The following is a 14,565-nucleotide window of genomic DNA, read 5'->3' on the forward strand; positions in this document are numbered from 1 at the left end:
TTTATGATGCGCTTACAACCTAGCCACCGTTATGTTGTTTTCCTCTTTGATTTTGGGATGTAAATTATGAAAAATATCAAGTCTATAGTCTTTATTTCTGCAGCTTGCTTATCTTTTATGCCCCTGATAAGTCAGGCAACACCGGTTGTGGTTCCCAACCCTCCTCAGCTTTCTGCGAAAGGTTATGTTTTGATCGATTTCCATACAGGCACTGTTTTAGTGGAACATAACGCGCACACCAAGCTAAACCCGGCGAGCCTTACGAAATTGATGACCGCTTATGTGGCTGGGCAAGAGATGAAACTTGGCAATATCACGGCCAGCGACCAAGCGGTGATTAGCCAACGAGCTTGGGCTAAAAACTTTCCTGACTCTTCAAAAATGTTTATCGAAGTCGGCACTAAAGTGAACATGATGGATCTATACCGAGGCCTAATTGTTCAGTCTGGAAACGATGCAAGTGTAGCGATTGCGGAGCATATTGCTGGCTCAGAGAATGCCTTTGTCAATCTCATGAATTCTTGGGCTTCAACTCTTGGCTTAAAAAATACAGCGTTTACCAACCCTCATGGGCTAGACAGTTCAGGCTTACACAGCACGCCTTATGACATTGCGCAAGCGATAATTCGTGACCTACCGGAAATATACCCGCTCTACAGTGAAACCGCGTTTACCTACAATGGGATAACGCAATACAACCGTAATGGGCTATTGCGCGACCGCAGTCTTAATGTTGATGGTATGAAAACTGGCTATACCAGCGGTGCGGGCTTTAGCCTGACTACATCAGCAACTCAGGGTGATATGCGATTAATCTCTGTCGTGATGGGTTCAAACAGTGCGAAAAGTCGTGAAGCGGATAGTAAACAGCTGCTGAGCTACGGCTTTCGGTTTTTTGAAACCGTTGCACCACACCAAGCTGGCATGCCTCTAGAACAGGCGCGTATTTGGATGGGAAAAAGTGATCAGTTGGCCGTTGGCGTTGCTGAAACTCACTATTTGACGCTCACCAAAGGTGAAATATCATCACTTAAAGGATTGATTTCACTTAATGGCAATTTACAAGCGCCAATCGAAAAAAATGATGTAGTAGGTAAAGTGATTTATCAAGTGGGTGACCGCTCTGTGGGTGAAGTTCCTTTGGTTGCATTAGAGAGCGTTGATAAAGGCAGTTGGTTTAAACGTATGATCGATAGCCTTAAGCGTTTATGGGTAAGTTGGTTTTAAATACTCATCATGTAAGGCACCAGCGAGCCTTTCTCTGGTGTCACTTACTCGTTTAACTTGGAAAATTTGAATAGCCTCTAACCTGCCACTGACATCATCGCGACTTGTTTTTGTCACTCTGCACCACTACAAGCGCTGATAACAGAAAGAGGATAGACAATGGAGTTTAGCGAGGAAGATCGCCAAGCCTTATACAATGCGTGGATGTCACAAAAGGCCAAAATGCATTTAACTCAAATGGAAATGGCCAAGCGGCTTAACCTCACTCAACTTGAATTTTCCCATCTTTTACGCGGAGATAGCCCTTTATCAATGCCGTTTATTAGCCAATTTTGTCGTCATCTGCATATTGAGCCGCACAGGATATTGCCGAGTTTTAAACAGACCGCCACCAGCGAGGTAAAAGCGATCTGTTTAAAAAACCGGATAAGCGTTGATGGTGATATCCAGCATGTGTCGATAGAAGGTAATCAAGTGATCATTGAATACATTCATTATGCCTAATTACTGGCCACAGCAGCTTGTTACACACCCGCTGTTATAGTTTTGTTTGTTGCTGATGGGCAGCGACTGCCGTGAGTTTATCGGCGCGGAAAAGCTTGTAAGCCATAATGCCAATAACCAACGCTTTGATGATCATCATTTGTGGGTTACCGAAATAGGCGGCCATACCAACAAACCCCGATAAGAACATGAGCAAACGGAACCTTTTCAGGTCAGTCATATACAGCGCCAACAAAATTAACGCGAGATCGCCAAACTGCAAGGCTTCGGCAAGTGTAGGGTTATTGATAAAGCTGCTTACGGCCACATAAGCAATATAAAGAATGCCGCTCGCCATCAAAGCCGCAGCAGAATTGATCACCATTTTGCTGGTGTTAGTAAAATCTTTCACATATCGATAGGCGTTAATGGCACCAACCGACAGGTTAAGGATCACTTTAGGCCACCAACCCATCAAAATTGACCAAGCAATGTCATTCGCAGCCGAAGCAAATGCAGCATAGCGAGTAAACTTCATCGAATTAAAAATAGTGAGTGATATATAGAATGCGACAGATGTCCATCCTAATACTTCGCGTAATATATCAAGCAAAACATGGTCTCTTTTTACATAGAATCATCATCCACAACAATGAAACTATCTGCTACTAATAAGGCCAGTAGTGGTTTATAAACCCACCACATAGCCGTTGGGCGCAGGATAATATCACGGCATTCGGTATAAATCCTAGAAAAGACTCTTATCCTCTACACTTAACCGATTGGTTGCATCAAACGACGCTATTTTGAATATTTATAGCCAAACAACTTGGAGTTTTAGGTAGCAAGGAAATCGTTATTGTGCGAACTCTTTGAGTGCCGCCATCGCCTTTTCTGCCTTCTCTTTTTGTACAAAAATATGGTCATGATAATAGCCCGCAATCACATTAGCGCTGATGCCATACGAAGCTAGCTTAGTTGCAAAAGCGGCCGTTAAACCCACTGCCTCTAAACTTGAATGAACCGTCAGCGTAATTAAGCTGAATACCGATTCAAAATCGAGCTGCGCCGCAACAGCCTTTTGCTGCTCAATGACCAAGGTCAGCCCTTCACGCTCTTGAAATGTCGCCACGGGTTCTAAATGCAAATAATCGGCTAATGCCCCCTGCACAGTGCAAAACACATAACTTCCGCCCACCAACTCGGGTGACATGGATTGCAGTAAAACCTCTAAATCAGTAATCGCTGTCATATTTTTTTCTCATTCAAATTGAAGTCGAAGTGCAGAGTAAAGCCCTCTGTGGAATAAGTGAAATTAATAATATTAATGGTTAATTAGTCATTCTTATTGAATAGAACATCACTTAAGTTCTATGGCGACTTTAGGCTAGCTGTCTGCGCACGAAAAACTTAAAACAACTCAGTTGATCACACTTGTACTGCAATCAATTGAGCCTTTGGTATTAGATAGTTAGAATAGCGTTCACTTTGAGGAGCGATTATGTCTATCGAGTTCTACAACCAAAATGCCCAACTGTTTTTTGCATCGACTAAAGAAGTAGATACCCATTCGCTGATGGAACACTTTACGCCCCATATTCCAAAAGGGGGCGTCATCCTTGATGCTGGTTGTGGTTCTGGCAGAGATGCAAAAAGTTTCATTGAGCAGGGTTATAAAGTGGTGGCATTTGACGCCAGTGAAGAATTAGCAAGCTTAGCATCTCAACTGCTTCAAATTCCGGTCACCGTTTCAACCTTTGCTGATTTTCAAAGTGATCAATCTTTTGATGGTATTTGGGCTTGCGCATCGTTACTGCATGTCGGTGAGTTGGATCTTCCAGATACCTTTACTCATTTAGCTTCTCAGCTAAAACCATTAGCCCCTCTATATTGTTCTTTTAAATATGGGACAGGGGAAGTGGAACGAGATGGCCGTCGATTTACCAACGGTGATGAACAGCGTTTAGCACAATGGATCGCTCATGCCCCATTGAATGTGGCAAAAATCTGGATAACCAATGATTTAAGAGCGGATCGCCAAAATGAACAATGGTTAAATGCCATTTTGATAAAAAGTGAAGAGCGATGAGCGCTCATAGAAACAAGGGTCAGGCCACTTTATATAGCGGCCCAAAATTAAGTGCGGGAGGAAAACAAGACCCGCTACTTACTAAGTTAATCCAAGCCATTAACCATGCTAGTGAAATAGAGATCTCGGTTTCTTTCGTTCAACCTTCCGGATTGGATTTACTATTTGACCCTATTCTTGACGCTCTAAAAAGTGGAGCCTCACTCAAATTACTGACTTCGGACTATCTAGCAATAACCCACCCAGTCGCATTACGACGCCTTATGATATTGGCGGAACGTGGAGCGCAATGCCGTATTTTCACTTGTGAAAGTCAACATAGCTTTCATATGAAATCCTACATTTTTGTTAAAACAGAACAAGGAACCATCAGTGAAGGGTGTGCTTGGGTCGGTTCAAATAACATCAGTAAAACAGCATTGCTACAAAGCTATGAGTGGGCTTTACGCCACGATTTTGAGCAACCAGCCACTTCACCCGCAGCGCAAGAATTTGAATATATTCGTGAGCAGTTTTCAGCTATTTTTTCTCATGAACAGAGTATGACTCTCTCCCATCACTGGATAGACGACTACTTACTGCGCTACAAAAAACTGTCAATGCAACGTTCATTAACACTGTTGGATGGAGCCGATGAAGCACCGGAGATCCCTACCCCAAACTCAATGCAAGTGTTGGCTTTATCAGCGCTCAACCAGAGCCGTGAACAAGGCTATGTACGTGGGTTGGTTGTCTTAGCGACTGGAATGGGAAAAACATGGTTAGCCGCTTTTGATGCTCAACAGATGCAAGCAAAACGTGTCTTGTTTGTTGCCCATCGAGAAGAGATTCTGACTCAAGCTGAAAGCACATTTAGTAAATTAATACCTAACGCTAAAACTGGCTTATACAACGGATCTGAAAAAACAGAGGAAGCTGATTATCTTTTTGCTTCAGTCGCCACCTTAGGTAAAAAAGCGCAGTTAGCGCGCTTCAAAGCCGATGATTTTGACTATATTATTGTCGATGAATTTCATCACGCAAGTGCGCGTAGTTACCGAGATTTACTCGCTTATTTCCAACCAGCGTTTCTTTTAGGCTTAACCGCAACACCAGAGCGCTCTGATCAAGCCGATATATTATCGCTTTGCGACAACAATTTAGTGTTTGAGCGTAACTTGGTGCATGGCATTGATGAGAAAATTTTAGTGCCATTTCATTACTACGGTATTTACGATCAATTCGTCGATTATCAAGAAATCCCTTGGCGCAATGGCAAATTTGACCCCACAGCTTTGGACAGTGCATTTGCAACCAAGCAGCGTGCCGAACATATTTATCAACATTGGTTTGACAGAAAACAACAGCGCACATTAGCTTTCTGTATTTCTAAACGTCATGCCGATTACATGGCGAAATACTTTTCCAAACAAGGCGTTCGCGCTATCGCTGTCTATAGTGACTCTCAAATACGTCGAAACGACGCCTTAAAACAGTTGAATGAAGGAAGCATCGACATTCTTTTTTCTGTCGACCTATTCAATGAAGGAACCGATCTACCAGCGATTGATACCATTTTGATGATTCGTCCCACCGAATCAAAAATACTCTTTTTACAGCAATTAGGCCGCGGTTTGCGCCAATCTCCGAGTACAGGTAAACAGCAATTACTGGTGTTAGATTTTATCGGTAATCACTCTTCATTTTTAAATAGGCCAGCAACCCTACTCAATGTGGGTTCACTGAAAGAAATAGTCAAAACGATCAACCAAACTACTTCGTTAGCGGCTGGTTGCTATGTCAACTTTGATCCACAACTGCTGCAATTTTGGCAAACCTTAGCAAAACAGATACGTTCAACTGCGGCTGAAGATTACCAAGATCTTAAGCATCAACTGGCACACCGACCGAGTGCCGCCGAGTTTTTCCACCATGGTTATGATCTCAGTAAAGTACGCCGCTCGATGAAAAGTTGGTTTAGGTTCGTGGCAGACCAAGAAAGTGACTTAGCACTGACTCAACGACTGACGAAACATGGCGATTTTTTGCTCAAAGCAGTCGAAATCACAGCGATGAGCAAATGCTTTAAAGCCGTTTTACTTGAAGCACTATTAGAGCTTGATGGTTTGCGAAAGCCCCCGACATTGAATGAGCTAGCGATTCAAAGTCATAAAGTGCTATCACGTAGACCTGATTTAATGCGACGAGATCTCACCGAACAAGCCAAGCAATTTAGCGCAACAGGATCCGAATGGCTAAATTACTGGAATCGAAACCCAGTCAAAGCGTTTACAAGCCCAGACTCTTCTGGCCATGCATGGTTTAAGGTGGATAATCACCGCTTTTTACCCACTTTTGCTGTAGACAATGCCGATTTGCCACAGCTTCATGATCTTATTCAAGAACTTGTCGATTTGCGTTTTGCCGAATACATACAGCGAGTCAGTAAGCAAGAAGCACACTCAAACTCGAAGCCAATCCAAACTTCGGCCAAGATCCTTCCGTTGCCAAGCCAAGCAAACGAAAAAGGTATCTATTTGCCCCTCTACCCCGATCTAAAAATTGCTTGCGGTCATTTCAAGCAAGGTACTCATGATACGCAAGAGCAATATTTAGTCGCCGCTGGTTACGGTAAGCTTGATCCAACAAGACATTTCATTGCCCCCGCTTCAGGTAACTCAATGAATGGAGGTAAAAACCCGATTCAAGATGGTGATTTACTACTACTTGAATGGGTCACACCAAAGAGCGCTGGTTCAATTTCTAATCTGGTCATGGCGATTGAAACTCAAGATGAAACGGGAGATAACCACTACTTGCTACGCGTAGTACGCAAAATGGGACCAAACCATTATCAGCTTGAAGCACAAAACGCTGACTACGCTCCTATGCTTGCAACCGACAGCATGCGCACTTTTGCTCGGCTCAAAGCCATCCTCCGTTAATATTGCATGCTTCCTGACGCCCGGTTGGGAAATAAACATAAAACCAAAATAACCACCCGTTGTTTTGTGACGGTTAGCAAATAAATAGACGATAAATTTGCGCTTGAAATAGCGATTCAAATCACCTTTTCAGCGCATTTACTCCCATAAATCTTCTTCACACATCACATAAAACCGCGCGAATGTCACTGGCCACGGTTTATTTCCATTTGGAAGTGGAAATAGGGCCTATCTACCCTTGCTCCCTTTTACGCTATTTTCTTCTCCAAGCTAAACATTTGGAGAACCCCACGGTGCAAAACTCTCAACCCATTAGCATGGATGATGCACAGATTATAGAGCTTGGTTTGTCGCTCACAGAACGAGCCATTGCCTTGCTTAATTCACACGCTATCTACCCCGATTCGCTACAGAAAAAAATGCTCGAAACACACATCAAAGCGATGGTTTGGCGCTCATTTAGCGGTGAATCGTTGCCTGAACTCGATATGGAGATGTTTGATGAAATCTCTCCCATTTGTTTCACCTTGGCCGAGCAAGTGTGTCGTTGGATAGAGAACCTCGCTTATGAAGAAGCGCATCTGCTTTCGGTCCATTTTGAAGTAGCTAAAGAAAACGAATTAAACCCAACAGCAGGAGAAACAACATGTCAGTAATCAAAGTCGTTATTGGTGATCGCATGGGCAAAGGTCAAAAAGTAGGATCTGGTGCTCAAGCGGCAGGCGCTGAAGTGACCGTTATTCCCGGCATGGCCGCAGACATGAAGTTAGGTGATGTCATGCATCAGCAGCAAGCCGATTTAGGGATCTCTTTTTGCGGCAGCGGCGGCGCTGGTGCTATCACAGCGCAAACAAAATATGGCTATCAATGTCGTTATGGAATGCGCTCTGTTGAGGAAGGGATAACCGCGATCAATGAAGGCTGCGTGGTTTTGGGTTTCGGCTTTATGGATAAAGAAGAGCTGGGCGAAAAACTGGTGAAGGCGTTTGTGGCTAAGCATGGCGTCAAAGCATGAAAGAGCAGTTAACCACTAAGGTAACCGTGAGTGGCAAGGGCGAAACAAAGCAGCAGGCTTTTGCCGCGGCTTTAAGCCAAGTACAACCCACGTTACTTAAGAATAACGCAAAAGTGCTCCTCCGGATTGAGCCGTTAGACGTCAACGTTTTGCAAGCAGAAGAGAAAGTAAAGCGAGAGAAATTCCTTTTCTTCTTTCTTGCAAGAGATCGACGCCAATACAGCGTCAAGCTAGAGGTTACGGTCAGCCTGACCCACATCGATGTGGAACAGGTCGATTTCAAACGTTAACAGGTCACTATAAGGATCCCTGACATGTTTCTTATCATTCTCTTTAAGTCCATCATCATTGGTGGCTTAGTCGGTATCGGCGTTGGAGTAGGAGCGGCAAGGATGTTCCATGCTCCAACTATCCAAGGTATGGGTGCATTTCGTACTCTGGGAGAGTTGAACTCGTGTGAAGGCGACCCGGCCTCTCACTTCTCTTTTGGGCTTGGATTCTTCTTTAATGCTTGGGCCTCAACGGTTGCGGCAGGGGCATTCACTCAAGATGTTGACCACCGCATCATCCCGAACTGGGGCGCAGCGGCGCTGATGATAAAAAACCGCGACCTTGCCACTATCTTGCATGATCCAAAACGAATGGGCATTGCTTGCGCCATTATCGGTGCGATTGTGGTTGCGTTTCTTAACTCAACGGCGGCGGCCGTTCCTGCGGCTCTGCAAGTCACGGCGGTAAAGGTATTAGTACCAGCGGCAAACTTACTGGTGAATACCGTCATGCCGGTTATTTTCTGGCTAGCGGCAATTGAAGCGGGTAAGAAATCGGGCTTTTGGGCCACTATTTTTGGTGGTTTAGCGCAAATGATCATGGGCAACGCCGTTCCTGGTTTGGTGCTGGGTATTTTGATTGGTAAAGGTGTTGAAGAGAGTGGTTGGAACAGAGTAACTCAGATCATGATGGCGGCGATTATTGCACTGTTTGCGTTAAGTGCTTTCTTCCGCGGGTTCGACATGAAATTTATCGAAGCTTTCCATATGCAAGTTCCTCTGTGGCTTGAAAATATCCATCTCATGATCAGTGGCAAATAAGGAGTTGACCATGGACGAAAAAATGAAAAACAACTTTTGGTATGCCGACTGGTCTTTCCCAATTTTCGTCGGCTTGCTTTCAGCCGGGGTTTTTGCCGGAACGCACATGTACTACTTATACGGTGTCGGTGCTTCTAACGAAGTGGCGTTTGTGTCCATGCTGCGAGCAGGGATGGATACAGGCGCGTACGGTGCGGTGGCGGCTTTTGGTGCAAGCTTTTTGTTTGCACGCATCATTGAAGGTTCGCTCGTGGGCATTTTGGATATCGGTGGCGCAGTGCAAACCGGTGTGGGTTTAGGGATTCCAGCTTTATTACTGGGTGCTGGCATTGTTTATCCTCTTGAAAATTTCACCGCTTCGTTAATCACAGGCATGCTCGCTGGTTTGGCGATTGGTGGCTTAATTGTGCTGGCACGTAAATTCACCATTAACCAAAGCGATTCAACCTACGGGGCTGACGTAATGATGGGTGCAGGCAATAGCTCCGGCCGTTTTCTTGGACCATTGATCATTTTATCTGCGATGGCCGCTTCTATCCCAATTGGGATCGGCTCTCTAGGTGGCGCATTGATTTTCTATGTGTGGGGTAAACCGATTACAGGTGGTGCAATTCTCGGAGCGATGGCGTTAGGAGCTCTTTTTCCTATCGCACTGTAAAACAAGCTGGGGTTTAAATTCTACTGATAATCGCTCTTCGCGCCGATGAGCGAAGAGCGTGAGATGCAAATTATGTATGACATCCTGATCAAAAATGCCCAACAAGCGGGTGGGTCTAGTATCGATATCGCCCTTCAGGGCAACAAAATAGCGGCGGTGGGCGATCTTGCTGGTTCATTGGCAAAACAGACCGTCGATTTAGATCATGACGTTTTTGTGAGTGCTGGTTGGATTGACGGCCACACTCACTGCTATCCGAACTCGCCGATTTATAACGACCACCCCGATAACGTTGGGGTGTCAGGTGGCGTGACGACTGTCATTGATGCGGGCAGCACAGGCGCAAACGATGTGGATGATTTTGCACAGCTTGCAGCGCAATGCACAACCCATGTGCGAGCTCTACTGAATATCTCGAAAATTGGCTTGTTGCGCCAAAATGAACTGGCCGATGCCAACGACATTGATCTGGATAGCGCAAAGCAAGCGCTGCTTCGTCATCCCGAATTTATTGTCGGCTTAAAAGCACGCATGAGCGGTAGTGTTGTCGGCCACAATGGCTTAATGCCACTTCAGGCTGCCAAAGCATTACAGCAGCAATGCGGCTGCGTTCCATTGATGGTGCACGTCGGTAATGCGCCGCCGGATTTGGATGAAATTGTCGCTCTGCTGGGCAAAGGCGATATTCTCACTCACTGCTTTAATGGCAAGCCTAACCGCATTCTTGATTGTCATGGGGAAATAAAAAGCAGCGTTCAGCAGGCCAGAGCTCGAGGCCTGAAACTTGATATCGGCCACGGCAGTGCCAGTTTCAGTTTTGAAGTGGCTGAGCAGGCCATCGCACAAGGGATTTTGCCCGATACGATCAGTTCTGACATTTACTGTAAAAACCGGCTCAATGGCCCGGTTTACGGTCTTGCCCACCTGATGTCGATGTTTTTTACGCTCGGATTATCCCATGAGCAGATCATTGAGCGCGTGACGAGTCAAGCAGCGCAAGCACTTCGCCTAGCGAAAAAGGGGCACTTAATTGCAGGCTATGATGCCGATTTAACGCTCTACACCATCGATAAAGCGTCGGTTAACTACACCGATACTCATCACCAGCATCGAACTGGACAACAGAGATTTACGCCTCTTGCTGCCATTATTGACGGCAAACTTGTATTGACTGAACAAGGACAACAGCATTATGCCTTCCATTCTTGAAAAATATCACTTGAAACAAGTGATCAACGCATCTGGCCGTATGACAGCTCTTGGTGTTTCTACTCCGCAACCCGAAGTGGAGCAGACTGTCTGTTTTGGGATGAACAACTACTTTGAAATGAGCGATTTGGTGAACAAAACCGGCCAATATATTGCTCGTTTGCTGCAAGTTGAAAATGCGGTCGTCGTCTCATGCGCTTCAGCGGGAATTGCACAGAGTGTCGCGGCAGTCATTGTGCGTGGTAACCCTTATCTGCTTGAGCATCTGCATGCAAAAACGCACCCGATCGCAACGGATATTGTGATCCCCAAAGGGCATAACGTCAATTATGGCGGCCCGGTTGGTACCATGGTAAATCTTGGCGGCGGTAACCTGATTGAGGCCGGTTGGGCTAATGAATGCAGCGCAGAACAATTAGCCGCGGCAATCACCCCCAATACCGCCGCCATTCTCTACATTAAATCGCACCATTGCGTGCAAAAAAGCATGTTAACCGTGCCACAAGCAGCCAAAGTGGCTCAAGACCACCAGCTTCCGCTGATTGTTGATGCAGCAGCAGAAGAGGATCTACAACTCTATTATCAGCAAGGGGCTGATCTGGTTATCTACAGTGGTGCGAAAGCGATTGAAGGCCCAACCAGCGGTTTAGTGATTGGGAAACATCAATATGTGGAATGGGTTAAGCAGCAATCTGCAGGGATTGGCCGTGCGATGAAAGTAGGTAAAGAAGGCATTTTAGGCCTAACGCATGCCATTGAGTTGTACTTAAGCCGCCAACAAGAAACCGGCCAACAAATGGTGGATAAAATGACGCCATTTATCGAGGGGTTAAACCGTATTGAAGGGATAAGCGCGCGCGTGGTTTGGGACAGTGCAGGCCGAGATATCGCACGCGCAGAAGTGAGTTTTGATGCCAAACAATTTGGTATCAGCGCTAATCAAGCCGTCACACGCCTCCAAAATGGTAACCCAGCGATTTACTGCCGCGCTTACAAATCCAATGAAGGTTCGGTGGAATTTGATGTCCGCAGTGTTTCATCTCACCAACTTGAACTTATTCTTAGCGCCATGAACCAACTGAATCAGGAGTCATTAGAATGTCTTTAAGCCCTAATTTTTACGCTGACCGTGTATGTCTCAATGTGCTGGCGGGCTCTCATCATAATGCGATTGAAGTCTACCAATCCGCACAAGGCCATGTGTTGGTTGGTATGCTCTCGAAAGATTACCCAGATACGGCAAGTGCTGCAGCTGATATGAAAGCGTGCGCTGAAAAAATCGAGAATGCTTTATCGATTGGCCTTGGCGCAGGGGATCCAAAACAATCGGATATGGTGACGGCTTTAGCCGGAATACTGCAGCCTCAGCATGTCAATCAAGTCTTTACTGGTGTCGGGGCTACGCGTCAAGCGCTAGGTCAACATCACACTATCGTGAATGGTTTGATTTCACCATCAGGCACTGTTGGCTTGGTTAAAATCTCAACTGGCCCGAAAAGTTCCGGCATGGAAGAAGCGGTTGTTCCCGTTGATACGGCGATAGCCATGTTGCAAGATATGGGCTGCAGCTCAGTCAAATTCTTCCCAATGCAGGGGCTAAAATGCAAAGCTGAGTACCAAGAAGTTGCCAACGCCTGTGCTCGTCACCACTTTTGGTTAGAGCCTACTGGTGGTATTGATTTGGACAACTTTGAAGAGATTTTACGCATCGCTCTCGATGCGGGTGTCGAAAAAGTCATTCCACACATTTATAGCTCAATCATCGATGAGAAAACCGGACAGACTCGCCCTGAGGATGTGAAAACCCTGCTGGCCATGACTCAAAAACAGCTGGCACATTCATAACACCGACGCCGGAGCATGTGCTCCGGCATAACAAAGCGTTGGCTATCTATTGCCTTTAGTGCATTTTACCTTTTAGATAGCGCTGTTCATGCTGGAATGGGAATCGATGATGTACAAGCTACCGCACCCTCGCCTAATTCATTTGTTGGATGCTGTATCCGCCTCGCCTTTGACTCAGGACGAACTTGCGCAACGGCTTAATGTTTCGACACGAACCATACGCACCGATGTCGCGCTGCTCAATAATGTGATGGTCAACCATGGCGCGCATCTTCTCCACCAGCGCGGTTCCGGTTACCAACTCAATATTTACAACCCGTCAACTTTCGAGCATTTTTTGTCGAGGGTGCAAAATGCAGAAACGATTCCAAGGACCAGTAAAGAGCGCATCATTCAGATTCAAGTTCTGCTATTAACGGCAGAACAAGGCGTAAAAATTGACGAATTGGCCGAGACATGGAATCTAAGCCGCACCGTTATTCAAAATGATATGGCCGATGTACGCAGCCAACTGGCCACGTTTGGTTTATCGATTGAAAGTAAACCTCGTTTGGGCATGCTGATCCAAGGCCCAGAAATGGCGATTCGCTCCCGTTTAACCCAACTTATCTACATCGAACAAAAAGAGACAAAACAAGCTCTGGGCTTTATTAGTACGATTTTCCCTGAAAAATCTCAGCAAATTTTTGCAGCGCGCTTTCGTGAAGTGTTGACCAACCATACACTCTATATCAATGATATTGGGCTGCGTTGGTTAACCCTTTATGCCGCCGTCACACTGCACAGGCTCGCGTGTGGCAAAGAGCTTACCGAATTTTCTAAAAACGATGTTCATGAAACGACGCTACCGATTGCCAAAGCGTTATTTTCTGCGCTACCGATGCTGCTACCCGCCAATAACCATGAAATTGCCGCCTTAGCGATTCACATTCAAGCGAGAATTGCGACGAATCAAGCCCTCCTTAGCCAGGGTGTACAGCATGAAGCCGATGATCTAGTCACTCACATCTTTGATTATATCTATCAAAATTACCCTTACGATGTGCGTGACGATGCGCTATTACGCCGCGATCTTCACAACCACATCAGCCATATGATTATTCGTGTCAAACATCATGTCGCCACAATTAACCCATTGGCCGAACATATCAAACAGCACTACCCACTCGCTTACAGTATTACCTTATCAGCCATCGCAGACTGGATCAGAGAGACGGGTTACTGCATGACGCAGCACGAAATAGGCTATCTTGTAATTCACATTGGTGTGGGGCTTGAACGTAATTACCATTTAGGTCACCGTACACCCAAAGCGCTCCTGTATTGCGACGCAGGTAATGCCGCGACACTTGGGCTAGAAGCGATCATCCGCCGCCAGTATCCGCAATTGGATATGAAAACGGTTTATTCCCCTGAACAGTTGATCACCGCTGATGCCACGCAAGCGGACCTCATTATTACCACCATGCCCTTAGCCAATAGAGAGATTCAGAGCTTTGTGGTTGACCCCTTCCCTACCCAACATCAATTGGAAGAGCTGGGCAAACAAGTGTTGGTTGATCGCACGCACTCTTATCTTTTGGATAAGTATTTTTCCAAGGCTCAATTTCTCTACCTTGATGACGTCATTGAGCAATCACACCTCTTTGAACAGGTTTGCTCGCATCTTGAATCAACGGAATTGGTAGAGGAAGGATACCGAGCTTCACTGCAAGAGCGAGAGAGTTTGGTTTCAACCATGATGGGTGAATACATTGCTCTACCTCACTCGATTGAGCTCTTTGCTAAACGTTCGATGGTTTACACCGTCGCTGCACCGCGTGGAATTGAATGGGGTAATGGTGAAAAAGCCTATCTGATCTTTTTCCTCGCCTTAAGTAAATGTGACTATGAAGAGGCGATGGGGCTGTATGATCTTTTCCAAGTGCTGATTAATAAAAAATTAGGCAAAAGTCTGTCGCAATGCGAAACCTTCAAGCACTTCAAAACACTGGCGCACTTGGAATTACAATAGAATAACTGAT

General features: G+C 45.7%; 15 protein-coding genes. 13 read left to right on the forward strand and 2 right to left on the reverse strand.

Annotated elements, in window-relative coordinates:
- Positions 1-66: 66 nt before the first annotated feature.
- A complete protein-coding gene (locus VOR_RS0114260; protein ID WP_010320368.1) occupies positions 67-1,227 on the forward strand; it encodes a D-alanyl-D-alanine carboxypeptidase family protein in 1,161 nt (386 codons plus the stop codon).
- 159 nt (positions 1,228-1,386) lie between these two features.
- Positions 1,387-1,731 carry a helix-turn-helix domain-containing protein gene (locus VOR_RS0114265; protein ID WP_010320369.1) on the forward strand — a complete coding sequence of 115 codons (345 nt, stop codon included), beginning with the start codon at positions 1,387-1,389 and terminating at the stop codon, positions 1,729-1,731.
- A gap of 34 nt (positions 1,732-1,765) precedes the next feature.
- Here the strand turns inward: VOR_RS0114265 and VOR_RS0114270 are convergent, their stop codons facing one another.
- Together VOR_RS0114270 and VOR_RS0114275 are read right to left on the reverse strand one after the other, a co-directional pair.
- On the reverse strand, positions 1,766-2,323 hold the full coding sequence (locus VOR_RS0114270; protein WP_010320370.1) for a hypothetical protein: 558 nt from the start codon (positions 2,321-2,323) through the stop codon (positions 1,766-1,768).
- Positions 2,324-2,566: 243 nt separating this feature from the next.
- The gene (locus tag VOR_RS0114275; protein ID WP_010320371.1) at positions 2,567-2,962 is read right to left on the reverse strand and encodes an ACT domain-containing protein; all 396 of its coding nucleotides are present in this window, start codon (positions 2,960-2,962) and stop codon (positions 2,567-2,569) included.
- A gap of 249 nt (positions 2,963-3,211) precedes the next feature.
- Between VOR_RS0114275 and VOR_RS0114280 the strand changes: the two genes are divergently transcribed.
- From VOR_RS0114280 to VOR_RS0114330, 11 genes are all read left to right on the forward strand, one after another.
- Entirely contained in the window at positions 3,212-3,799 is a 588-nt protein-coding gene (locus VOR_RS0114280) for a class I SAM-dependent methyltransferase (RefSeq protein WP_010320372.1), read from the forward strand.
- Positions 3,796-6,723, forward strand: a complete 2,928-nt coding sequence (locus VOR_RS0114285; protein ID WP_010320373.1) for a DEAD/DEAH box helicase family protein — start codon at positions 3,796-3,798, stop codon at positions 6,721-6,723. Before VOR_RS0114280 ends, VOR_RS0114285 begins: the two co-directional genes overlap by 4 nt.
- A gap of 293 nt (positions 6,724-7,016) precedes the next feature.
- Positions 7,017-7,379: a transcriptional regulator gene (locus VOR_RS0114290; protein WP_010320374.1), complete on the forward strand. Its 363-nt coding sequence runs from the start codon at positions 7,017-7,019 to the stop codon at positions 7,377-7,379.
- Positions 7,370-7,738 (forward strand): SFCGS family glycine-rich protein, encoded by a 369-nt coding sequence (locus tag VOR_RS0114295; protein ID WP_010320375.1) that lies wholly within the window; start codon positions 7,370-7,372, stop codon positions 7,736-7,738. The genes VOR_RS0114290 and VOR_RS0114295 overlap by 10 nt, the downstream gene beginning before the upstream one ends.
- Positions 7,735-8,028 (forward strand): DUF4312 family protein, encoded by a 294-nt coding sequence (locus tag VOR_RS0114300; RefSeq protein WP_010320376.1) that lies wholly within the window; start codon positions 7,735-7,737, stop codon positions 8,026-8,028. Before VOR_RS0114295 ends, VOR_RS0114300 begins: the two co-directional genes overlap by 4 nt.
- A gap of 24 nt (positions 8,029-8,052) precedes the next feature.
- Complete coding sequence (locus VOR_RS0114305) at positions 8,053-8,829, forward strand: DUF4311 domain-containing protein (RefSeq protein ID WP_010320377.1); 777 nt, start codon at positions 8,053-8,055, stop codon at positions 8,827-8,829.
- A gap of 10 nt (positions 8,830-8,839) precedes the next feature.
- Entirely contained in the window at positions 8,840-9,487 is a 648-nt protein-coding gene (locus VOR_RS0114310) for a DUF4310 family protein (protein WP_010320378.1), read from the forward strand.
- Between the two features lie 45 nt (positions 9,488-9,532).
- Positions 9,533-10,696 carry an amidohydrolase/deacetylase family metallohydrolase gene (locus VOR_RS0114315; protein WP_081480769.1) on the forward strand — a complete coding sequence of 388 codons (1,164 nt, stop codon included), beginning with the start codon at positions 9,533-9,535 and terminating at the stop codon, positions 10,694-10,696.
- Positions 10,680-11,804 carry a DgaE family pyridoxal phosphate-dependent ammonia lyase gene (locus VOR_RS0114320; protein WP_010320380.1) on the forward strand — a complete coding sequence of 375 codons (1,125 nt, stop codon included), beginning with the start codon at positions 10,680-10,682 and terminating at the stop codon, positions 11,802-11,804. The genes VOR_RS0114315 and VOR_RS0114320 overlap by 17 nt, the downstream gene beginning before the upstream one ends.
- A complete protein-coding gene (gene dagF, locus VOR_RS0114325) occupies positions 11,795-12,541 on the forward strand; it encodes a 2-dehydro-3-deoxy-phosphogluconate aldolase (RefSeq protein ID WP_010320381.1) in 747 nt (248 codons plus the stop codon). The genes VOR_RS0114320 and dagF overlap by 10 nt, the downstream gene beginning before the upstream one ends.
- 88 nt (positions 12,542-12,629) lie before the next feature.
- Positions 12,630-14,555 carry a BglG family transcription antiterminator gene (locus VOR_RS0114330; protein WP_286118490.1) on the forward strand — a complete coding sequence of 642 codons (1,926 nt, stop codon included), beginning with the start codon at positions 12,630-12,632 and terminating at the stop codon, positions 14,553-14,555.
- The last annotated feature ends 10 nt before the right edge of the window (positions 14,556-14,565 follow it).

It is taken from the genome of Vibrio ordalii ATCC 33509 (genome assembly GCA_000257205.1).
Taxonomy (GTDB): domain Bacteria; phylum Pseudomonadota; class Gammaproteobacteria; order Enterobacterales; family Vibrionaceae; genus Vibrio; species Vibrio ordalii.

Excerpts from the sequence above, each read along its gene's own strand:
- VOR_RS0114310 (WP_010320378.1), top strand. The coding sequence starts at position 8,840 with ATGGACGAAAAAATGAAAAACAACTTTTGGTATGCCGACTGGTCTTTC.
- VOR_RS0114265 (WP_010320369.1), top strand. The coding sequence starts at position 1,387 with ATGGAGTTTAGCGAGGAAGATCGCCAAGCCTTATACAATGCGTGGATG.
- VOR_RS0114330 (WP_286118490.1), top strand. The coding sequence starts at position 12,630 with ATGCTGGAATGGGAATCGATGATGTACAAGCTACCGCACCCTCGCCTA.
- VOR_RS0114275 (WP_010320371.1), bottom strand. The coding sequence starts at position 2,962 with ATGACAGCGATTACTGATTTAGAGGTTTTACTGCAATCCATGTCACCC.
- VOR_RS0114315 (WP_081480769.1), top strand. The coding sequence starts at position 9,533 with ATGAGCGAAGAGCGTGAGATGCAAATTATGTATGACATCCTGATCAAA.
- VOR_RS0114320 (WP_010320380.1), top strand. The coding sequence starts at position 10,680 with ATGCCTTCCATTCTTGAAAAATATCACTTGAAACAAGTGATCAACGCA.
- dagF (WP_010320381.1), top strand. The coding sequence starts at position 11,795 with ATGTCTTTAAGCCCTAATTTTTACGCTGACCGTGTATGTCTCAATGTG.
- VOR_RS0114295 (WP_010320375.1), top strand. The coding sequence starts at position 7,370 with ATGTCAGTAATCAAAGTCGTTATTGGTGATCGCATGGGCAAAGGTCAA.
- VOR_RS0114260 (WP_010320368.1), top strand. The coding sequence starts at position 67 with ATGAAAAATATCAAGTCTATAGTCTTTATTTCTGCAGCTTGCTTATCT.
- VOR_RS0114305 (WP_010320377.1), top strand. The coding sequence starts at position 8,053 with ATGTTTCTTATCATTCTCTTTAAGTCCATCATCATTGGTGGCTTAGTC.
- VOR_RS0114280 (WP_010320372.1), top strand. The coding sequence starts at position 3,212 with ATGTCTATCGAGTTCTACAACCAAAATGCCCAACTGTTTTTTGCATCG.
- VOR_RS0114300 (WP_010320376.1), top strand. The coding sequence starts at position 7,735 with ATGAAAGAGCAGTTAACCACTAAGGTAACCGTGAGTGGCAAGGGCGAA.
- VOR_RS0114285 (WP_010320373.1), top strand. The coding sequence starts at position 3,796 with ATGAGCGCTCATAGAAACAAGGGTCAGGCCACTTTATATAGCGGCCCA.